The sequence below is a fragment of the Microbacterium phycohabitans genome (assembly GCF_032464935.1).
Taxonomy (GTDB): Bacteria; Actinomycetota; Actinomycetes; order Actinomycetales; family Microbacteriaceae; genus Microbacterium; species Microbacterium phycohabitans.
The window spans coordinates 46,899-67,492 of sequence record NZ_JAWDIT010000005.1; the positions used below are offsets into that span (position 1 = coordinate 46,899).

Annotated in this window: 19 protein-coding genes and 2 tRNA genes; 6 read left to right on the plus strand and 15 right to left on the minus strand. The window is 67.0% G+C overall.

What is annotated here, in order from left to right:
• Positions 1 to 930 (minus strand): aldo/keto reductase, encoded by a 930-nt coding sequence (locus tag RWH44_RS13700; protein ID WP_316005005.1) that lies wholly within the window; start codon positions 928 to 930, stop codon positions 1 to 3.
• A 117-nt stretch (positions 931 to 1,047) separates the two neighbouring features.
• Between RWH44_RS13700 and RWH44_RS13705 the strand changes: the two genes are divergently transcribed.
• On the plus strand, positions 1,048 to 1,287 hold the full coding sequence (locus RWH44_RS13705) for a hypothetical protein (RefSeq protein WP_316005006.1): 240 nt from the start codon (positions 1,048 to 1,050) through the stop codon (positions 1,285 to 1,287).
• Positions 1,288 to 1,290: 3 nt separating this feature from the next.
• Here RWH44_RS13705 and RWH44_RS13710 read toward each other — a convergent pair whose 3' ends face one another.
• From RWH44_RS13710 to RWH44_RS13720, 3 genes are all read right to left on the minus strand, one after another.
• Positions 1,291 to 2,751 (minus strand): MFS transporter, encoded by a 1,461-nt coding sequence (locus tag RWH44_RS13710; protein WP_316005007.1) that lies wholly within the window; start codon positions 2,749 to 2,751, stop codon positions 1,291 to 1,293.
• Positions 2,752 to 2,933: 182 nt separating this feature from the next.
• Positions 2,934 to 4,040, minus strand: a complete 1,107-nt coding sequence (locus RWH44_RS13715) for a fatty acid desaturase family protein (protein ID WP_316005008.1) — start codon at positions 4,038 to 4,040, stop codon at positions 2,934 to 2,936.
• 195 nt (positions 4,041 to 4,235) lie between these two features.
• Positions 4,236 to 5,219 carry a serine/threonine-protein kinase gene (locus tag RWH44_RS13720; protein WP_316005009.1) on the minus strand — a complete coding sequence of 328 codons (984 nt, stop codon included), beginning with the start codon at positions 5,217 to 5,219 and terminating at the stop codon, positions 4,236 to 4,238.
• A 272-nt stretch (positions 5,220 to 5,491) separates the two neighbouring features.
• Between RWH44_RS13720 and RWH44_RS13725 the strand changes: the two genes are divergently transcribed.
• Both RWH44_RS13725 and RWH44_RS13730 read left to right on the plus strand, forming a co-directional pair.
• Positions 5,492 to 6,154 (plus strand): arsenate reductase/protein-tyrosine-phosphatase family protein, encoded by a 663-nt coding sequence (locus tag RWH44_RS13725; RefSeq protein WP_316005010.1) that lies wholly within the window; start codon positions 5,492 to 5,494, stop codon positions 6,152 to 6,154.
• A 212-nt stretch (positions 6,155 to 6,366) separates the two neighbouring features.
• Positions 6,367 to 7,749, plus strand: coding sequence for a pyridoxal phosphate-dependent decarboxylase family protein (locus RWH44_RS13730; protein ID WP_316005011.1), 1,383 nt, complete (start codon positions 6,367 to 6,369; stop codon positions 7,747 to 7,749).
• 107 nt (positions 7,750 to 7,856) lie between these two features.
• On the opposite strand, the gene RWH44_RS13735 is transcribed toward RWH44_RS13730, so the two are convergent.
• The 6 genes from RWH44_RS13735 to RWH44_RS13755 all read right to left on the minus strand — a co-directional run bounded on the left by RWH44_RS13735 (position 7,857) and on the right by RWH44_RS13755 (position 14,638).
• Entirely contained in the window at positions 7,857 to 8,990 is a 1,134-nt protein-coding gene (locus RWH44_RS13735; protein WP_316005012.1) for an adenosylhomocysteinase, read from the minus strand.
• Between the two features lie 779 nt (positions 8,991 to 9,769).
• Entirely contained in the window at positions 9,770 to 10,666 is an 897-nt protein-coding gene (locus RWH44_RS13740) for a hypothetical protein (RefSeq protein ID WP_316005013.1), read from the minus strand.
• Between the two features lie 614 nt (positions 10,667 to 11,280).
• Positions 11,281 to 12,303 carry a protein kinase domain-containing protein gene (locus tag RWH44_RS13745; protein ID WP_316005014.1) on the minus strand — a complete coding sequence of 341 codons (1,023 nt, stop codon included), beginning with the start codon at positions 12,301 to 12,303 and terminating at the stop codon, positions 11,281 to 11,283.
• 94 nt (positions 12,304 to 12,397) lie between these two features.
• Positions 12,398 to 12,823: a ubiquitination-like system serine protease family protein gene (locus tag RWH44_RS16090; protein WP_367575653.1), complete on the minus strand. Its 426-nt coding sequence runs from the start codon at positions 12,821 to 12,823 to the stop codon at positions 12,398 to 12,400.
• A complete protein-coding gene (locus RWH44_RS13750; RefSeq protein WP_316005015.1) occupies positions 12,820 to 14,004 on the minus strand; it encodes a ThiF family adenylyltransferase in 1,185 nt (394 codons plus the stop codon). Before RWH44_RS13750 ends, RWH44_RS16090 begins: the two co-directional genes overlap by 4 nt.
• Complete coding sequence (locus RWH44_RS13755) at positions 13,979 to 14,638, minus strand: multiubiquitin domain-containing protein (protein WP_316005016.1); 660 nt, start codon at positions 14,636 to 14,638, stop codon at positions 13,979 to 13,981. The genes RWH44_RS13750 and RWH44_RS13755 overlap by 26 nt, the downstream gene beginning before the upstream one ends.
• Before the next feature lie 130 nt (positions 14,639 to 14,768).
• Here RWH44_RS13755 and RWH44_RS13760 point away from each other — a divergent pair, with 130 nt between their 5' ends.
• Positions 14,769 to 15,128 (plus strand): helix-turn-helix domain-containing protein, encoded by a 360-nt coding sequence (locus RWH44_RS13760; RefSeq protein ID WP_316005017.1) that lies wholly within the window; start codon positions 14,769 to 14,771, stop codon positions 15,126 to 15,128.
• A 4-nt stretch (positions 15,129 to 15,132) separates the two neighbouring features.
• On the plus strand, positions 15,133 to 16,020 hold the full coding sequence (locus tag RWH44_RS13765; protein ID WP_316005018.1) for an ImmA/IrrE family metallo-endopeptidase: 888 nt from the start codon (positions 15,133 to 15,135) through the stop codon (positions 16,018 to 16,020).
• 70 nt (positions 16,021 to 16,090) lie between these two features.
• On the opposite strand, the gene RWH44_RS13770 is transcribed toward RWH44_RS13765, so the two are convergent.
• On the minus strand, positions 16,091 to 16,597 hold the full coding sequence (locus RWH44_RS13770) for a DUF3846 domain-containing protein (RefSeq protein ID WP_316005019.1): 507 nt from the start codon (positions 16,595 to 16,597) through the stop codon (positions 16,091 to 16,093).
• Between the two features lie 228 nt (positions 16,598 to 16,825).
• On the opposite strand from RWH44_RS13770, the gene RWH44_RS16095 reads away from it, so the two are divergent.
• Entirely contained in the window at positions 16,826 to 17,194 is a 369-nt protein-coding gene (locus tag RWH44_RS16095) for a recombinase family protein (protein WP_367575655.1), read from the plus strand.
• A gap of 664 nt (positions 17,195 to 17,858) precedes the next feature.
• Here the strand turns inward: RWH44_RS16095 and RWH44_RS13780 are convergent.
• From RWH44_RS13780 to RWH44_RS13795, 4 genes are all read right to left on the minus strand, one after another.
• Positions 17,859 to 17,932: transfer RNA gene (locus tag RWH44_RS13780), tRNA-Met, on the minus strand.
• Between the two features lie 24 nt (positions 17,933 to 17,956).
• Positions 17,957 to 18,028 (minus strand) — tRNA-Thr (locus RWH44_RS13785).
• Positions 18,029 to 18,095: 67 nt separating this feature from the next.
• Positions 18,096 to 19,547, minus strand: coding sequence for a M23 family metallopeptidase (locus RWH44_RS13790; protein WP_316005021.1), 1,452 nt, complete (start codon positions 19,545 to 19,547; stop codon positions 18,096 to 18,098).
• Positions 19,548 to 19,787: 240 nt separating this feature from the next.
• Positions 19,788 to 20,585 (minus strand): inositol monophosphatase family protein, encoded by a 798-nt coding sequence (locus RWH44_RS13795; protein ID WP_298873861.1) that lies wholly within the window; start codon positions 20,583 to 20,585, stop codon positions 19,788 to 19,790.
• Positions 20,586 to 20,594 lie beyond the last annotated feature (9 nt).

A 20,594-nucleotide genomic window follows, 5' to 3' on the forward strand; every position in this document is an offset into this window, starting at 1 on the left:
TCAGCGCCAGGGGCGCTCCGCGCGTTCCCTCCAGTAGACCTCCGGGTCGACGGCCAGCGCATCGAGCTCGGCCCTCTCGATCGACCGGGCCGGCGCTCCGGCGCCGCGCCGCAGGTGTTCACGCGTGGTCGCGCCGATCAGCACGACATCGGCGAAGCTCCGCGCCCGCGCGACCCCGATCGCGAAGACATCAGCATCGACCCCGGATGCCGCCCGCTCGAGGTCGTCGTCCGGTTCGGCCGCCGCGAGAGCGCCGTTGGCGAGCACCTCCTTGAGCACCACCGTCCAACCGGCGTCGTGCGCCGCGGCGAGCGCGTCGCCTGCCGAGACCTCGCGCAGGTTCCAGGTCGACTGCACGGCGGAGAAGGGCGTGTCCGCGAGCGTCAGCGCGGCGCGCAGCACGTCGCCCTGCCGCGGTCCGCTCGTCGACAGCCCGACGCGCACCCCCTCACCGCGCAGCCGGCGCATCCGCTCGAGCACCTCGGCATCCGCCAGCACCGGGCTCTCGGGAGTGACGGAGTGGATCAGGTACAGATCCGGTGCCGTACCGAGCGCCGAAAGTGTCTCGGGCCACTGCCGGTTGAACATCGCGGCCGAGTGCTCCTTGCGCTCGTGGACCGTGGCATCCATCTTCCAGTCGCCGACGTAGGCGTAGCCCCACTTCGAGCCGATCGTGAGCTGCGCGCGGCGCTCGGGGTGGGCGGTGAGCCACGATCCGAGGAACTCCTCGGCGAGACCGTAGGACCGCGCCGCGTCGACGTACCGGATGCCGAGTCCCCACGCCTCGTCGAGCAGCTCATGCGCGCGCGTGCGCAGGGCGTCGATCGACCGTTCGTCGGGGTCGCCCAGGTCGGCGTCGCGCGCGGTGGTGATGTAGGCGGGGCGGCCGACGGCGGCGAGGCCGAGGCCGAGGGGAACGGGAACGCTCATGATCCGACGGTAGCGGGGACGGACGGTAGCGGGACGGGAACATGGGGGCGCCGGCGCCTGTTGCCTCCAAGGTCCGCCGTCGACGGGTGTCGGCGGTGCATCCGAAAGCGACGCGCCATGACCTTCCTCGAGACCACCGCCGACGACCGCCAGCCGATCTGCCCGGCCTGCGGCATCACGATGCACCCGCTGTTCGACGAGGGCGAGGATGCCGACGCGTGCCGGGAGTGCGGATTCCAGCTGGAGTGGCCGGAACCGCGACGTGTCGCGCGCAGCGACGAGGACGACGACGACCGCCCCCGCTCTCGCTGGGACGACGATGAACGCCCCCGGTCGCGCTGGGACGACGAGGGCTGAACGCTACCGCGTCCGCGAGCGTCGCACCTCGACGCCGCTGAGGACGGCGGCGGTCGCCGAGAAGACGACCGACACCGCGAGCGCCACCGTGAGGGCGTCGGCGAAGGCACTCGGGTCGGGCGCGGGTGAACCCGGCTCGGCCGCGCGCGCGGTTCCCGCCAGCACGAGGACGAAGCTCGTGCCGAGCACCGTCTGACCGATCGAGGCCCCCACCCGCTGCGCGGTCTGCACGACCCCGCCGGCGACGCCGCCGCGCGCGGGGTCGACTTCGGCGAGGGTCAGCGTCTGATTCGGCGTCACGATCGACCCGCCGGCGACGCCGAGGACGAACAACGGCAGGCACAGGCGCAGGATCACGCTCGTCGGATCGGTGGCCTCGGGCGCGACCCGGACGACGAGGCCGAGGACGATCGTGACGAGCGTGAAGACCGACACCGCGCCCAGCAGCAGCGGCCGACCGACGCGCGACACGAAACGGCCGGCGATGGGGGCGCCGAAGACCGTGCCCACGGCGTAGGCGGTGACCCCCAGTGCCGACTGCAAGGCCGTGAAGCCGAGGCCGTCCTGGTAGTAGAGCGCGAGCACGAGGGGGATTCCGGTGTTGCTGCAGAAGAACACCACCGCGAACACCACCCCGATGACGAACGATCGCGTGCGGAACAGGCGCAGATCCACCAGGGGCGCGGCATCCTCTCGCGTCAGACGGGCTTCGTGCCGGATGAAGGCGGTGAGGAGCCCGGCCGCGGGGATGAGGAGCAGGAGCGTCACGGGTCCACCGGCCTGACCGGTCTCGACGATCGGGAACAGCAGGCACAGCAGCCCCGCCCCGAGCAGGACGACGCCGAGCAGGTCGAGCCGACGCCCCGCTCCGTGTGCGACGGGAGCGTCGGCCGCGACCCACCGGCGCGCGAGCAGCACCGCAGCGATCCCGATCGGGACGTTGATGAAGAACACCAGACGCCAGCCGTCGACGTCGCCGCCCACCGCGATCAGCAGTCCCGCCACGACGGGGCCCAGCGCGGTGCCGGCACCCACGGTGAGACCGAGCCGCCCGAACGCCTTGCCCCGCTCGAGCGGAGGGAACGCGTTCTGGATGAAGCCCGACACCTGCGGCCCGATCATGCCGCCGAAGATCCCCTGCACCACGCGGGCGGCGATGAGCACCTCGGGGGTCGGGGCGAGACCCACCGCGGCACTGGCGACCACGAAGCCGAGCATCGACACGACGAACATGCGTCTGCGTCCGCGACCGTCGCCGAGCCGGCCGCCGATCACCGGCACGAGCCCGAAGGCCAGGACGTAGCCCGTGATCACCCACTGCAACTCGCTCGCTCCGGCGCCCGTCGATCGACCGATCGAGGGGAGGGCGACATTGGTGACACTGAGGTCGAGGAGCGAGGCGAACTGCCCCATCAGCAGGACGGAGAGCGCGCGCCACCGGCGCGGATCGGGGGAAGCGTCCATCGGTCAGAGTCGTCGACCGGTCCGACGTCGGGTCGGGCCCGTCGACGCGCAGATCCGTCGGTGCGTCATCCAGACCTCCCGGGTTGTCACTCCAGGCTACGTCCCCTTCACCCGCGGACGCACCGCGGCCCCGGTCGGCGTGAGGACGCCGGCCGGGGCCGTCGGAAGGGTCGGTGCCGCGGTCAGGCGCGCGCGGCCGCCGAGGTCATCGGGCACTCGAACGGGTCGCGGGCGGCCAGGCCCACGCGGTTGAGGTACCGGATGACGATGCCGTACGACTGCAGCAGCGTCGTCTCGACGTAGGGCACGTTCAGCGTGGCGCTGTGCTCCTTGACGATGGCGCGGGCCTTGCTGAGGTGCGGGCGCGGCATGTTGGGGAACAGGTGGTGCTCGATCTGGTAGTTCAGGCCGCCCATGAGCCAGGTCGCCCACCAGCCGCCGGTGATGTTGCGTGAGGTGCGCACCTGCTTGCTGAAGAAGTCGAGCTTGGCATCCGGGGCGATGACGGCCATGCCCTTGTGGTTCGGGGCGAACGAGGCGCCCATGTAGACGCCGAACACGGCGAGCTGCACACCCAGGAAGGCGAAGGCCATGCCGAGGGGCAGGAAGACGAAGACAGGGGCGACGAAGATCGCGAAGCGCAGGGCGATGAGCGACAGCTCGGTCCAGCGACCCTTGACCGGCTCGCGGGAGAGCAGGTGACGCAGCCCGATGACGTGCAGGTTGGCACCCTCGAGCGTGAGCAGGGGGAAGAACGCCCACCCCTGACGCTGCGTGATCCACCGCTGCAGGCCGCGCGCCTTGGCGGCGTCGACGTCGAGGAAGGAGATCGTGTCGATCTCGATGTCGGGGTCTTTGCCCACGCGGTTCGGGTTGGCGTGGTGGCGGGTGTGCTTCGCACTCCACCACGACACGCTCATGCCCACGACGCCTGAGGCGAGCCACAGGGCGAGACGCTCGTTGGCCTTGCCCGAGGCGAAGATCTGCTTGTGCGCCGCTTCGTGGGCGAGGAACGCGACCTGCGTGAACAGGATGCCGAGCGCTGCGGCGATGAGCAGCTGGAACCAGCTGTCGCCGAGGAGCACGAATCCGGTGATCGCGCCGCCGAAGCCGAGGGCGAGGACCGCGCCGACCAGGGCGTAGAAGCGGCGGGCCCGCGTGAGCAGTCCCGTCTCGCGCACGACCTGCGACAGCTCGGTGTAGGCCTTGGCCATCGGGGGAAACTCGGTGGTCCCCTTGTACGTCTGGCGGATCGGCCCCATCCGGGACTCGATGACGGGTGCAGCCATGGGATGCTCCTCGGTTCGGGGTGACCGCGTAGGCCGAAAGCCAAAGGCGGATGCCGAGGACTGGTGTCGACGTTACGGGGCGCATATGCGCCACGACGTATGTTCTCTCCTCCGAATATGCGGAAACACGCGGTTTGCGACGAACACGCGGAGGGGAAGGTCAGGTGATTGCCAGGTCCACCCGCCCGGAGGCGGTCATCGCGCGTGCCTGACCCACGCCCAGATGGGCGGACGCCGCCGACGCGTCGCCGATTCGCGCGACTGGGCGACGGCGTGGAGAGCGGATACCGGCTCGGACTCCGACTCGAGCGGGGCATCCGGGTCCAGGACCACGTCGCGGCTCTCGGCCCCCTGCCGCAGTTCGGCCGCGACGGCGGCGACCTCCCCGGCCGAGGGCCGACGGTCGGGGTCGGGGTCGGTCATCGCGGTCAGCAGGACTTCCCACCCGTAGCCGAAACGCGAGGGGATGACGGGGTCGAAGTCGAGCGGGGCGAGGACGATGTGCTGCACCTCTCCGCCGAGCACCGGACTCTCGCCCGTCAGAGCCTCGACGGCGAGAAGGCCCAGGGCGTAGACGTCTGCCGCGGCGCCGGGCAGGTCTCCGCGCAGCTGCTCGGGAGGCAGGTAGTCCTCGTCCTCCGCGACGGTGTCTCCGGCGGCCGTGCCCGCGCCGCCGGCGAGCAGGTGGGCCACCCCGAAGTCGGCCAGGATCCCCACGAACGGGCGATTCGGATGACGTACGGGGCGCAGCACGATATGCGACGACGTGAGGTGGTGGTGGACGATGCCCACCGCGTGCACGGCGGCGAGTCCGCGCGCCAGGTCCTCGACCAGCGCGGCCGCCGACGGCGACGAGAGTGGTCCCTCGCTGTCGAGGCGCTCGCGCAACGTGGGTCCGTCGATGAACTCCGTCACGAGGTAGCCGCGGCCGTCGCGCGCGAGCTGCGCGTCGTAGAGGGTGACGAGCGACGGGTGGTCGAGGGCGGCGAGAACGCGGGCCCCCTCGAGACGACGCGGCGGCTCGCTGTCGGCCGCCGGTTCGAGGGGAAAGACCTTCAGCACGACGTCTCGCGCGAGGATGTCGTCGCGCGCGCGGAAGACGTGGCCCTCCGTCCCCCGGCGACCCAGCGGCTGCAGGAGGCGGTAGCGACCGGCGAAGACCGCGCCCAGGTCCGGCACGGAGGGCGCCGTGGCATCCGGCACGCGCTGCGCCCGGAGTGCTCGTCGCCCACCCTCCCGGGGGACGGCCGCCGTCATCGCGGGCTCCCGACACACGCCGTGATCCGGCACCCGATGAGCCGCTGCCGCATGAGAAACTCCTCTAGCCCGGAGCTGTGAGAGACCGCAACGGGCGCACTATTGGGGGGCGCCCGCCCGTTGCGGTCGCTCAAACTTTACTGAGCAATAGCGATTTCCGCTGACGGATGACAGATCGAGCGGACGGGGGCATAATGAGCGACCTTCACCGACGCGCCGAGGCGTTCGCCGCCCTCGGAGACCCCGGACGCCTGCGCATCGTCGACCTGCTCGCGATGGGCGACATGTCGTCGAGCGAAATTGCCTCCGTGCTCGGGATGAAGTCGAACCTGGTCGCCTTCCACGCCAACGTGCTCGAAGACCGCGGGATCGCCCGGCGCGTGCGATCAGAGTCGGACGGCCGCCGCAGCTACCTGCAGCTGGTTCCCGAGGCGTTCACCGACCTCACCCTCGCCCCGCGCAAGGTCGAGGGCCGCGTGCTCTTCGTCTGCACGGCGAATTCCGCCCGGTCGCAATTGGCCCGCGCCATCTGGGACGCCCACAGCGCGATCCCGGCGGAGTCGGCCGGGACCGACCCCGGCGCGCACGTGCACGCCGGCGCCATCGCCGCCGCGGCCCGGCACGGTCTGCACCTCGACGACACGGCCCGACCCCGGTCGCTCGACGAGGTCGTCCGGCCCGGGGATTTCATCATCAGTGTGTGCGATCACGCGCACGAGACCCTCGGCGGTCGCGACGACGTGCACTGGTCGATCCGCGATCCCGCGCAGATCGGCAACGCCGAGGAATTCGACCGCACCGTCGCCGAGCTCCGCACGCGCATCACCCGCGTCGCGCCACAGCTCACCGCGGCGTGAGCCGGTGCCGCGAGGCCCGGGCGAGACGATCCCCGCTGCCCGAGGCCGCACCCGGTCCTCCCCTGCAGGCCTCGTCGCGCCGTCGGCGACGGCGGCGAATAAGCTGACTCCCACGAGCCGATCGCCACCCGCCCCGCGCTCCCCCACCCCTGTCGACGCCGACGCCGCCTCCCGTCGCGGCCGCGATCGGCATCCTGATCCCGGAGGTTTCGATGACCCACTCCCCCGCCGCGCGCATGCACGAGGTCAGCGACGAGACCCGCGCCATCGTCGACATGGTGCTCGAGTACTCGCGGGGTCGCCTCACCTCGGAGGACACCCCGCTCGACAAGCCGCTGCCGGCCGCCGAACTGCGCCGCCTCGCGGGTCGCACCATCGACGAGAACGGCATCGGCGCGCGCAAGGCGCTCGGGATCTTCGAGCACGTGCTCGCCCCCGCGTGCATCACGACCGACGACCCCCGCTACCTGTCGTTCATCCCCAGCGCCCCCACCAAGGCGGCCGCGGCCTTCGATCTCGTCGTCTCCGCCAGCGCCCTCTACGGCGGCTCGTGGCTCGAGGGAGCGGGAGCGGTGCACGCCGAGAACGAGGTGCTGCGCTGGCTCGCCGCCGAGTTCGGACTCCCCGCCGGTGCCGGAGGCGTCTTCGTGCAGGGCGGCACGCTGGGCAACCTCTCGGCGCTCGTCGCCGCGCGCGAGGCCGCCCGGGACCGGTTCGCGGATGCCGGCAAGCCCCGCCCCGACGCCTGGCGCGTCGTCTGCAGCGTCGAGGCGCACTCGTCGATCGCGTCGGCCGCCCGCGTCATGGACGTCGAGGTCGTGGGCGTGCCCGTGGGCGACGACGGCGTGCTGCGCGGTGCCGCCGTGCGCGCGGCCCTCGACGAGCACGGCGACAGCGTCTTCGCCGTGGTCGCCACCGCCGGCTCCACCAACTTCGGCATCGTCGACGACATCGCCGACATCGCCCGCGCCCTCGAGGGCACCGAGGCGTGGCTGCACGTCGACGGCGCGTACGGGCTCACCGGCATGCTCTCGCCGCGCGCGCGGCACCGCTTCGCCGGCGTCGAGCACGCCGACTCCCTCGTCGTCGATCCGCACAAGTGGCTGTTCGCCCCGTTCGACGCCTGCGCGCTCATCTACCGCGACCCCGAGCTCGGACGCCGCGCCCACACGCAGCACGCCGAGTACCTCGACACGCTCACCGAGACGAGCGACTGGAGCCCCTCGGACTTCGCCGCTCACCTCACCCGACGCGCGCGCGGCCTGCCGCTGTGGTTCTCGCTCGCCACCTACGGCGCCGCCGTCTACCGCGAGGCCATCACCGCCGCGATCGACCTCGCCGAGCGCATCGCGGACGAGATCGACGACCGCCCCGAGCTCACGCTCGTCCGCCGTCCTCAGCTGGGGGTCGTGGTCTTCGAGCGCGTCGGCTGGGAGAAAGCGGACTACGACCGCTGGTCGGCGCAGCTGCTCGACGGGCAGCACGCCTTCGTCACCCCGTCGAGCCACGCCGGTCGCGTGAACGCGCGCTTCGCGATCCTCAACCCCCGCACGACGTTCGACGACCTGGTGGGGATCCTTGACACCATGAAGTGAGGGGGCGGATGCCGCGACCCGGCGTCGCGGCATCCGCCGCCCCACGATCCGCGCGCACTGCCACGGGAACGTGCGGATCGTGAGTGGCGGCTGAGCGGCGACCTGCCTCAGCCCGCCGTCCGCTGACGCAGGAAGGCCGCCGCGACGCTGCGGTCCACGGCATCCGGAACGGGGTGCACCCCGCGGTCGACCTCGCCGCGCGCGGCGGCGGCCAGCGAACGCGCCTGCAGCGTCAGGCCGAGGTCCATCGCCTCGATCGGATTGCCCAACCCGGCGACCAGGTTGACCATGTTCGTGTCGGCGATCACGTGCACCGTGCGACCTCCCGCGAGATCGTACGAGGCGTGGAACCCCTCGGCGACGGCGGGCTGCCCCAGGGCCTCGAGGTCCATCTCCCACGGGTGGTGGCCGACGCCGGCGATGATCGCGCCGTGCGCGAGCCGGTCGATCTGCGCGGCGCCGAGCACCTTCGGCGCCCCCGTCGCGAGGAACACGAGACGCGCGCGCTCCAGGGCCTCGTCGAGATCCGCGACGATGAACCCCTCGAGCGAAGCCTCGAGAGCGCGGTAGGGGTCGATGTCGGCCACGGTGACCACCGCTCCGAGCTGGCGCAGGGTGTGCGCGGTTCCCCGCCCGCAGGGGCCGAAGCCGACCACCGTGGCGCGGGAGCCGGGGATCATGAGATTCGTCGCGTTCATGAACGCCTGCACCACCGACTGCCCGACCCCGAAGCGGTTCTCGACGAGCAGTTTGAGCGGACTGTCGTTGATGACGACGATCGGATGCCGCACCTCGGCCGCGCGTCGACGCAGGACGATGCCACCCGTCGTCGTCTCCTCAGTGCCGCCGCGCAGGTGCGGGGCGGGATGACCGTCGAGGACGCCCCGGAACAGGTCTCCCCCGTTGTCGAGGATGAGATGGGGGTCGCTCGCGAGTACCGCGGCGACGCGGGGCGCATCGTCATCGCGCGCGGCGTGGACGGCGACGCCCCGCTCACGCAGATCGGCGGCCGTGTCTTCGCGGGTCGTGCCGGGCGAACCGGTCAGCGAGACCTCGGCTCCCGCCTCGGCGAGCAGGCGCACGAGGACAGCCGTCTTCGGTTCGATGTGGAGGCACATCGCGATGCGCAGCCCGTTGAAGACGGAGCCGAGCTCTCGGACGGCCTCGCGGGTGAGGGGCATGTGCGCGGCGGCCCAGTCGATTCCGGGCGCGGGAGGGGTCGGATAGGTGCGGATGGTCATGGGTGTTCCGATCAGTGAGAGGGGGTGACGGGGGACGGCACCCGGCTCACTGATAAAGCTCGGAACGGTAGGAGTGATCGCCGAAGATCGGTGCGGGACGAGACCCGCGACCGTGCTCGGCGGCGATCAGCATGGGGCGAGCATAATCCCGCGCGGGCTCGGAGCGGGGAGGCGACCGGCTCGGTTGGCGCCTCGATAAGGGCGCTGCCTCGCTCGCGGAGGATTCGCGCCCGGGAAAGACAGAAGCCCCGGCGAAAACCGGGGCTGATCTGCGGAACCTGTAGAGCCAGTACACAGCTACTCGAATGATTCGGCGCTCCTACCACCACCCCTGGCGGAACTGCAGAAATTGGCTGGTCTAGTACCGAATTCGTCTGCCTCAAACTCACCCCCAGAGCCGTCGCCTCGACTCTTACGCCGTAGGCTCGATCCGGCCGTCATCGCTGAGATCGTCGCGAAGTATCGGTCCGGCGCGACGACCCCTTCCCTCTGTGTGGAGCACACCCTCTTGAAGGGCGGCCTGCTAAAGCTTCTGCGCGATGAGGGTGTCCAGCTCCGTTGCCAGCCGCTCAGTGACAGCCAGGTCCGTGAAGCTACTGCTCTTTATAAGAAGGGCAAGTCACTCGAGGTTATCGCGGAATACTTCGACGTCAGCTACAACAGTGTCCGTCAAGCCTTCGTTCGAGCGGGTATTGAACGAAGACCCCGCGGCGGGAAAAACCGCTAAGGACTCTCCGCCCGAAGCTTCCGGCAGAGCGATGTCGGCGGCAGAAGGACACCTACGTGCCAGGCACGGTATCCACTTTCAACGAGTGCGCCTCCATTCTCGACTTGAGTCGCTGCAGCAATAGCGCGCCTTCAGCCGTGGGGTAGCGATCGACAACTTGCTGCGCCGCTTCCAGCAGCTCGCGCGCATGTACGGAGCCAACCCGCTCCTCTTCCATTGCCCAATGGAGGAGCGCCATGACTCCCTGATATGGCAGCCGAAGCGACCGAAATCCATCCAACGCCGACCGATAAAGATGGCGCCCGGTCTCCGCATCGCCTCGACGAAACGAAATCAGACCTCGGGTCGCTTCCACGGTATGCACCTGGTCGGCGTCATTATCGACCGTCGCCGCAGCAAGGTGCGCCTCAGCTTCTGCGAGACGTCCGAGCTGCGCGGCCGCGAATGCCGCGTTGTTGCGAAGACCCCCATCGTGAGGACTCGACATCAGTCCAATCTCCGCTGCGCCGAGTGCCGCGTTGTAGTCCTCCAGTCCCACGGATGCGACAAAGGACGTCGACAGCGCAGCCGCTTGCGAGAACGACTGATCCTGCTGCCACAGAACACCAGCTACGTAGGCGTCGCTCCATAGCCCCGCCTTGGCATCACTTCGCAACTTAGCCTCGTACGCCTCGTCGATGACGTTTCGTTGCAAATCGAGATCAAGTCGGTACTCGTCCTCCGCCCATCGCGCCTGCGCAAGAGTGTTCTCATTCGGCTGGAGCAACGAGGTGACAAAAAGCTGGCGCGCTCGCGCCTTCTTACCCGAGAACATCTCGAGAGTAGCGAGCTCGCTGGAGAGTTCAGACGTGTCCGCCGGCGCGAAGTTCCCCAGCGACAGAAGCTGCCGCGCCGCACGGACGTCTGCACGCCTGTCAGCGAGATCTGCGAGCGCCAGCGCAGACGCCATCACCCACGGGTCCCGGAGGTGAAGATCTGTCGCGGTGAGGGCCCAGTATCCGAAATCAGGTTCATTTAGTGTCGCGAAGAGTGTTGCCGCCCCGCGCACAACAAACCGGCTTTCGGGTCGGAGCTGAAGCGCGAGGGTGATCTGCTTACGCGAACTATCTCGATTGCCGAGAACGAGGTGCGCGAGAGCGAGGTCAACCCGGGGGACTGCATCACGCGGCCTTTCGATCACTTTGCGACGAAGCCGAGGTATTGCAGCGCGGGCGCGCCTGGTTGCCAGGTCCTCACGTATAGCTTCCGCCCCCGCGTCTCCCTCGGGTGTGCGCCAGCTTGAGGCCCAGACCCGGATAATCGGGTCCGAAGCGAAACTGGATAAGCGGTCAGCAACGGACTTCGCCTCTTCGGATAATTCGCCTGACGCTACAAGCGCGCCCAGAAAGTCGGCAACGACCCATTCATTCGTGCTCTCGGCCGCTTCAGCACGCAAAATTCCCAGATCAGCAGACGGCTGCCTAGAAGACGCGCGAAGGGAGTTGAGATCTCCTCCGAACCGCGCACGCCGGAAGGATCTCCATCGCGGAACGACTTGACGCTCCTCGCTCAACGGGCTGCCACTCATATCGTTATGCCTCGACTCAATCTCCGCGCAAGCAAATCAATCGAAGTAATGACTCGATCCAGCGCATATGGATTCCCATGCCTTTGACGCCTGGAAGCGGGGTGCCCTCGCCTCTCCGCATCCGGCTCGCACAGGTAGGTAACGAGCTCTCTAAATTGCCTGCCGCTTCCCCCGGGGCGCGAAGACTCAACATCGTCAAGAACTTCTCCGTACGCGTCCTCGAGGTACGGCAAAACGGCCGAGTAGCTATCCCCCCATTTAGCCCAATGATGAGAAGGCTCGAGTTTGCTTGCAAGCCATGCATTCATTGTGCGACCAGTGAACATGAATACTGCCAAGCTCCCCATCTGATAAATATCCGCCGCGTATCGTCGAGTTCCTTCGTCCTGATAGATGTGGCCATAAAGCTGCTCCGGCGGGGCGTAGCTCGAGTCACCGGGGGTAGCGAGGTCATCGAGCACACTTGGCGAGTCTGCACGGAACGCCCGACCCAAATCACCGAGCTTCCCGGTCGCGCGACCGTTTGGCAGATCGGGAAAAACTAAAAAGTTGGACGGCTTTAGGTCCTGATGCGAGACTCGAATACTATGGAGTTGGCGAAGCCCCAGAGCGACACTGTGAAGATACTCGAGCTTGATCACGTCATCCACACCTTGCGAAACGGCCAGCGCCTTCCGCACGTCATGGGTGGCGAGCTCAAAAACGATGTAAGAGACTGCCCCGAGGGCATACTCGGGCAATCGTATCTCGCCATGATCGATCGCGACCACTACATTTGCCAACCGTCGTTCACCGCACATAACGCACAGATCTCGTTCGGCACGAAATTGCGTGGTGAGCGACTGCAACTCATCGAGAAAATTTGGGACGGCAAAAGCGCGGCTCAGATTCAACACCTTCAGGAAGCCTTGGGTCCCGTCGAGCTTATGGACCGGGTAGGAGACACTGAAGACGCCTCCGGTGGCTTCTGGATCAGGAACACGTAACTGTCCCACCACCCATCCGTTGGGGAGAACCATGCCTTCCAAGCCTAGGGCCGCGTTCGTGGGAACATCCATAACCATCACTCCGTGCGTTGGCTGAGTTGGCGCGATGCTATTCACATCCTGTACATCATGACTCACGAGGCTCACTAGGTGTGCTCTGCGCGCCCCGAGCGCGATCGGTACGCCACCTCCGCCAGATCCGGCCCAACGCGCCTGCGAACTGTGGCCGCGTGGGCTCCGCGCATCGCGTTACCTCGTCTCGCCGCGCTGGACGAGTCGAGATCTCGCTTCGTACCCAACGGACTTCGTTTCCGACGATGTAGTAGTGGGAGCGGCAGGGTAGCCGCCAGTTCCCGATGGATGGGCTGAGCGACACCTGGCCATCGAAGGACAGACGCCACTCAGATTTTGCTAAGGGTGTGACGACCTCGGAACCGCAACCGCAGGCGCAGAGGTGGACGACCGTCGCGTAGGTAAGTGACACGTAGAGAACTCGTTCCTCCAGTATCGCGGGGGCCTCCTCGATGTAAGCAACGTCGAACTTTATCTTCACTCTGTCCCGTCCTCGTTAATGTTGTCATTTGAGTCGACGATGTACGTGGAAAAGTGCGCGCCACCTGTGTCGGCGTAGAAGCCGATCTGCTTCTTGTACATGATCACCGCCGTGGCGGCGTTCAGGGCGTTGAGCTCGGCGATCTGAATGTTGGTGTTGTACTCACCGAGGGCGACATCTTCGGTGGAGATCCTGGCCCGTGCGGCTTCCCGACTGCCCGGACGGTCCGTGCTGAGGGTCGCGCGAACGAGCCCGGCGACTCGTCCTTCCTCGACGGATACGCCCATGCCGACATCGATGAATGGAATACCGCGTTGCTCCAGATGCTCCATAATCGGACGCTTCGCAGGGCCATGATCGATCGCAATGAACACGAATGACATGTCATCAAGAAGGCCAAGGTTGTGCTCCTCGATTGCCACGGGATGCGGAACTATCGCGCGGTGCATCGACCGGTAGCGGTCCACGAAATAGGTGACCTTGAGGGACTGCTCTCGTAGCTGGTCCAGCGTGGCCGCGCCCGGGGCTCGGAACGCGTTGTGCTGAAGAAACCGGTCCGGGTCGAACAGGTGGATTTCCTCCGCTGGTGTCTTGGCCAGGAAGTCGAGGATGTATGCACCCGTGCCACCCAATCCAATGATGCCCACAGAGCGCGAGCGTAGGCACTCTCCGACGGCCGTCGTGCCGGACCGCGAGGTGGCCGTGTCCAAGTACTCGAACACACCCTCGACGGTTGCGGGGATGGGTCGGTAGGTGCGGGCCGTGGCAGTGGGGACAAGAGACTCGGCATGGCCGGACAGCGCGGCCGCATACGTGGTCATCTTGTCGTGGTAGTCGGTGTAGAACAGGGGCGGAACCGGCTTGCTGGAGAACATGTAGGACGTGGTGATGCCCTCAGCCACCTGCAGTTGATCGCTGCCCAACACCAGCTTCTCAAGCGGACGTCCCTCCGCGTCACACGGCATCTGCCCCGCAAAGCGCACTACGTGAGTCGACGGCGTAGTGGTCACGTCGCCAGCCAAAGTCAGCTCCGACACGAGCGTGCCGTACTCGACGGTTCGATTGGCGGTTACGTACGGTACGTGCGAGATGACAAGCTGCGAGTTCACGATCGCCAGCTCGAAGCCCTCGTCGCGAAGGCGACGCAGGTCCTCGCTACGACTTATCAGTGAGTCGGACATTGAACACCGTCCCTTCCTTGATCGTCACGACGCCAAACGGCGCGAGAGTTCCTTGGGGCTTGTCCCCCGCGGCCTTGGTGTAGGTAACCGTGTAAATGATGTTCGCGCCGGGTGCGGGCGATCCCTCAGGGAAAGCGAGGTCGACGATCTGCTCGTAGGTCACTGTCCGCCCGGACACCGCATGCTTGCGCAGGTTGACAATGATGTGCGTCGTGCGAGCCGGGCGAGGCTTGCTGAAGAAGCGATCGCCATCGACGACACGGATGAGTTCGTCACGGTCGATGGGATCGTCAAGGTCGTCGTCAACGTCCTTCCAGATTCGCTGGTCGGTAGGGAGCGGCGGGGTGGGAAGGGCGCGCAGCTCGGCCTCGGAGATGACCGCCGAGTTGACGATGAACGGCAGCTTGTTGATGTAGATCGTGCGGGGGCGATCGGAGAAGAACCGAGCTCCGTCGAACACGTCGACGATCTGTTCGGGCGCGATGAGCCGATCCTGAGCGTCATCGACGTCGAGCCAGAGGTTCACGGGGCGAGGGTGAACGAGAGCGCGCAGCTGCTCGCCGCTCATTCGTCCTGCCGTTGCCTCAAAACGCTCGCCGTCGATGTGGACCGCGATCTTGCTGGAGGGGGTCATGTGAATTCCCTTCTCGGGTTGGAACGGGTCTCGGTCGACCGCGTTCATACTTTGGTGCTGGACGTACACGATAGTATACGTCCGCCGGTCACTCTGTCAACTGCGGTGGATTGGAACTACTATGGTGTACATGTCCGACACTCGATCCGTCCAGTCATCCCTCGGTCAGACGCTCCGCCTCCTACGCGACCTCGCGCAGCGCTCCCTCAAGAGCGTGGCCGATGCCGCGGACATCAGTACGGCATACCTACAGAAGCTCGAACGAGATGACGTGGCCGCACCGTCGCCGCACATCCTGAGGCGGCTCGCGGACACCCTCGGCGCGGAATACCTCGATCTGATGCGAGCCGCCAACTACGTCGTCCCTGAAAAGAGTGAGCGCACTGATAGCGTGCTCGCCAACGCACTGAAGTCAACCGATATGACCGACGACGAGGCGCAAGCGCTTGCCGCCTACCTCAAGGTCTATCGAAGCCAGAAGGGCCGATGAATAGATGCTCCGCGATCTTGAATCAGGCAAGGAGATACGACGCCAGGTCGATCGTCTCCTCTTGACCGCGGAAGCGTACGGCCGATTCCCAACTCCCGTCGAGGACATAGTCGCAGCGGCAAAGCTGACCGTGTCCCGAGAGAACCCTCTAGACCAGTCGGCTCTCAAGCTGATGCCCGCCTACCTGCGAGCAAAGATGCGGGGTGTTCTCCAGAAGGTGCAAGGCGCGCTGGATCGACGCGAGCGACTTGTCCATGTCAACCCGCAAGTCGACCGCGAAAGCAGGCGTCGTTTCGTGATGCTTCACGAGACGACGCACGCCGTCCTCCCCCATCAACAAGACCTAGTTTTCGCCGATGACATGGAGACGCTGGCTCCTTCAGTGAAGCAGCTATTCGAGCAGGAGGCCAACCAAGGAGCAGCTGAACTGCTGTTCCAACTTGATCGATTCGGCACGGAAGCCAACGAATATCAGACGTCGCTCGCCACCGTTCAACTCCTGTCAGATCGATACGGCGCGTCATTTCATGCCACGGCACGGCGATTCGCCGAAGTAAATAAAAACGCGGTAGCACTCGTCGTTTTCGATCCGAAACCAGCCGACGGTCAACAGCGTCTTTGGCGACGGCGAGAAGTAGTTTATTCGAAGCAGTGGGAAACCCGCTTCGGTCGACCCAAGTGGCCAGCGATCATGTCGCCGATCCGATACTCCTTCGTATCTTCACTTGACATGCCTGACTTTAGGGCCACGACCATGACCGGGCTGGCGTTCCAAGAGCAGACAGTACAGCTCGACGTCGTCAAGACGCCGTACAGCGTCTTCGTCCTGCTATGGGTTGCCCCCAAGCGGCGCCTGATTCGACCGAAGCGGGTGTCCGCAACAACGGCGTGAAGAGTCGGATTTGTCGCTCAAGCCGCGGAATAGAAGAGGCGGTGGTCATCGACAATGACCACCGCCCTCGTCAAGGCTGGATATGTTCCTCGCCGACACACTCGACGCGCTCAATCTGCACCGCTAGAGCGGGCGACGTCTCACGCAAGAGTGTTGCCCAAATGACCGTTTCGAGGTCGTCGTCACGGTAGATCGGCTCCTCGTGCCACCTGCCCGCGGGATGCTCACGGGTGCGGACGCGGTAGACGCCAGGCTCGAGCAGTCGCCGCGCAAGTTCGCTCGGCAGCTCCCTGTTCTCGCCCTCGTAGTCGGTTAGACCAACGACTGCGAGGTCTCCGACGAGCCGGGCGTCGCGTGCTTGCAGGACGTGAAACCTCGACAGGAACGCGGCGCGCCGATTGAACGGCAGGTCGCGGATAAGTCCCTCTTCGTTGACGTACATCGTGATGCTGAGGTCGGGAATGTCGACCGCTTCGAACCAGCCGCCGACGGACTGCGGGTAGTCCTCGAGCGAATCCAACCTGGCGGCAGCGAGTGGTGCGGTGTTGTCTGCCGGGATGATGATGCCTTGCACCATGGTGGTGTTCCTCCTTTGTGCGTGCGGCCGGGAACCGGATGGTTCTCGTGGAATCGCAGAGCACAAACGAGAAGGGCTCATCGGGCGGGGCGAGGGGAGGCGGACGGCCGGCGAGCTTCGTCTGGGTGGACGTTGCTCGAGCCAGCCGCCCGGGTGAGGTGGAGCCGTCAGGTCCCCTGGGGCTTCGGCGGCGTTCGCGGAGTCTTCGGTGCCGGGGTGGCGTCGAAGATGGCGGCGATCGCGTCGCGCTTGCCCGCACTTCTCGCGGAACAGGGGCTCACGACGCGTAAATCGTCGAAGTGGCCCGAACGTCCGTTGTCACGAAGTCAGCTGGGCCAGGTACTCCGCGACCCGTACTACATCGGCATGGTGACCTTCAAAGGCCACGTCTACCCAGGACGCCACGAACCACTCATCACGCCGGAACTGTTCGACCGGGTCCAGCAGGTGCTCGATGCTCGTGCAAAAAGGGCACAACGCGACCGCGTCCATAACCACTTCGCGCGTGGCCTGCTCCATTGCGGTCGATGCCACGCAGCGGGGCGAGAACATCGCCTCATCTTCGCCGAAGCCAAGAATCACGCAGGCGAGATCTAAGAGTACTTCCTCTGCCGTGGCCGCCAAGACGGCCTCTGCGACCTGCCGTACCTGCCCGTCGCCGACCTTGAGCGTGCGCTCCAGTGCGAGTTTCGGACAGTCATCCTCTCCCCCAAGGCCATAGCCACCGCTAAGCGAGAAGTCGGCGCCGCCCTTGAACGGGTACTCGCGGATCAGGCGCAGCAACGAGCTCAGCTGCAGAAGGAACTCAAGAAGCTCGACATCTAAGAAGAACGCTTGGTCGATCTCGCTGCCGAGGGGGCGCTCGCAACCGACAAGCTCCGAGCTCGCCTGAGGGACCTGCAAGTCAAGAAGCACGAAGTGCGGGCGAGCCTCGACACGACCACGGAGTCTCTCCAACAGCGCACGCAAATGGTGTTGAGTTACCTGGACCTGATGGCTCGACCCGACGCCCTCTTCACATCGGTGCCAGGCTCCGTTAAGCGCAAGCTACTCGCGGCGTTCTTCCAGCGAATCTGGGTGGACGACGACGGTCATCTCGTTACCGTCGCTCGCGAAATGCAGCCGCTGCCCGCAGCTGTGCGCCACGCAGCCCTATCCGTGACGACCAACGAAAAAAGCGCCGGAGAAATCTCCGACGCTTCTTTTGCCGAACGAGCAAACCTTTATCTCAAGGTCATTTGTTCGAGTAACAGTAGTTTCGTAGCGGGAGCGGGGCTTGAACCCGCGACCTCACGATTATGAGTCGTGCGCTCTCACCAACTGAGCTACCCCGCCGCGCGGCATCCGGAAGGATGCTTGAGCCCCGAGTCAGGATTGAACTGACGACCCCTTCCTTACCATGGAAGTGCTCTGCCACTGAGCTATCGGGGCGTACCCGGATCGCTCCGGGCAACTAGAAGAGAATATCAGACCGAGACACTCTCTTACGAATCGAGGGTCATCCTCCGGCGTGCTGGCGCAGCCACGCGATCGGGTCGATCGGCGTCGTGCCGTTCTGGAGGATCTCGACGTGGGTGTGGGCACCGAAGGAGCGACCGGTGTTCCCGGTGCGGCCGAGGAACTGACCCACGTGCACCTTCTCGCCCTGGGTGACCTGCAGCGAGCCGTACTGCATGTGACCGTAACGGCTCGAGACGAGCTGTCCGTCGATCTCGTGGTCGATCAGCACGGTGACGCCGAAGGCGCCGCCCTGCTCGGTCGCGATGCGCACGGTGCCGTCGGCGATGGCCTGCACGGGCGAGCCCTCGCCGGGCACGAAGTCGGCGCCTTCGTGGAAGCCGCCGTCGCGCATGCCGAAGCCGTACGAGATCGACACGCCCACGGCGAACGGCCACTGGATGGGGGCCGTCGGGTCGTTGACGTAGAAGTCGGACGGACGGGTGATGCCCGAATCGAGCGCCATCTTCGCGTAGGTGGTGGCGCTGTAGCCGTCGTCGGTGCGGTCGACCACGCCGGCCGATGCCTGCGCGGGGGCGACGTACGCCTGGATCTCGCTGTCGCCCGCGGCGACGTCGCTGCCGCCGACCGCGAGGCGGGTCGTGGCGGAAGCGGCGGGGGCCGTGACGCTGTCGGTGCCGCTCGCCGAGGCGAGGGCGTTGACGGGCATGGTCATGCCGACGGTGAGCAGTCCGACGACGCCCATGACGCCCACCGAGAACGACGTCGTCGCGATGCGACGCACGTTGCGGCGGGTACGGGGAGCGGCCGCGGCGGCGGGCAGCCCCTCGGTGACGGGCTCGCGGGGGGCGACGACGGGCGCCTGGATGGCCGTCTCGCCCGTGAAGGAGAAGAGGCGCGCGGCGGTGGCGAACTCGTCGGCCTCATCGGTCGAGGCCGACGCCGCGGACTCGGCAGCGTCGTGCGCGGAGGCGACGGATGCCGCGGGCGCGGGGATCGCGGCATCGGGGGTCTCGTCGATCTGCTCGGCGGCGACGGCGTCGTCGACGGTCGAGTCGATGATGACCGAGGATGCCGGACGGCGACGCGAGCGACGCGAGACCGGGAGGGTGATGGGCGAGGTCGGCAGCGAGACGGGCGTGGTGGCCACGTCGCTGTCGGCGCTCTGCAGGATGACGGCGACGTCGTCGGAGCGGCGCTCCTCGACGACGGTGACCTCGAGGGCGTCGGACGCCTCGTCGGCCGGGGCTTCGTCGGCCGGGGCTTCGACGGCCGGGGCGTCGACGGCCGCCTCACGGTCGGGCAGCGTCGGCTCGATCGTCGCGGCGATCACGGTCTCCATGACGGCGACCGCGACGTTCTCGATCAGCTCGGGCTGAGAGGCGGACTCGGCGTCGACCGGAGCGGGATCGGCGGGCTTCGGGGCGGGCTCATCGACGACGGCGGTGGGCGCTTCGCTCGCGGAGAGACGGCGCATCTCGGCGCGGGTCAATCGCGGAGCGGACTCAGCGGCAGGCGTGGTGAGGGGGCGACGAGACCGCCGGGTCGGGGCGGGCTCAGTCTCGGGGGCTTCTGACGGCAACGCGCGGGGGCTCTCGTGTCGTGTCGCAGGCGCGACGGCTTCGGGCTTTGGGGGCTTGGCCGTTTTCCGTGGATTCGGGTCACGAAAAATAACGAACTGGTAAACACCCTACCCCGGGCGGTCTGGGAATGCCATGAACGCCCCGCCTTTTCACCTGTCGTAATCGAGCAGGGGCTCCAGACGGTCGAAGAACGCCGGTCCTGCCGCGATGACCATGCCGTTGCCGGGTCGTCCGCCGGGGGCTCCGCCCACCGTGCCGCCCGCCTCCTGCACGAGCAGCGATCCGGCCGCGTGATCCCACGGCTGCGTGCCGCGCTCGTAGTAGGCGTCGACGCGTCCCGCGGCGACCGAGGCGAGATCGAGCGAGGCCGCGCCGATACGGCGAACGTCGCGCGCGATCGGCATGACCCGCGCCAGCTGCGCCAGCGCCGGTCCGTGGGTCTCGGGGTTGTAGCCGAAGCCGGTCGCCACGAGTCCGCCGGCCGGGCCTACCTCGCTCACAGTGAGGCGCTGGTCGCCGAGCCAGGCTCCCCCACCGCGCGAGGCCGTGAACAGCTCGCCCGTGACGGGGTTGAAGACGGCTCCGGCGAGCGCTGTCCACGTCGCCGTCTCGGCGGTGCCCTCGACCGCGGCGATGCTCACGGCCCACGCCGGGATGCCGTAGGCGTAGTTGACGGTGCCGTCGATCGGGTCGACGACCCAGGTGATCCCGCTCGTGCCCTCCTCGGCACCGGACTCCTCGCCGAAGAATCCGTCGTCGGGCCGCTCGCGCGCGAGCTCCGCGCGGATGAACGCCTCCACCTCGCGGTCGGCGGCGGTGACGATATCGGCGGCGGCCGACTTGGTCGCGGCCACCGTCACCCCCTCCTGCCGACGGCGGTGGGCGAGGTCGCCGGCCTCACGGGCGATGCGCGCGGCGATGTCGAGCAGTTCTGCGGGAAGGGTCATGGCATCCAC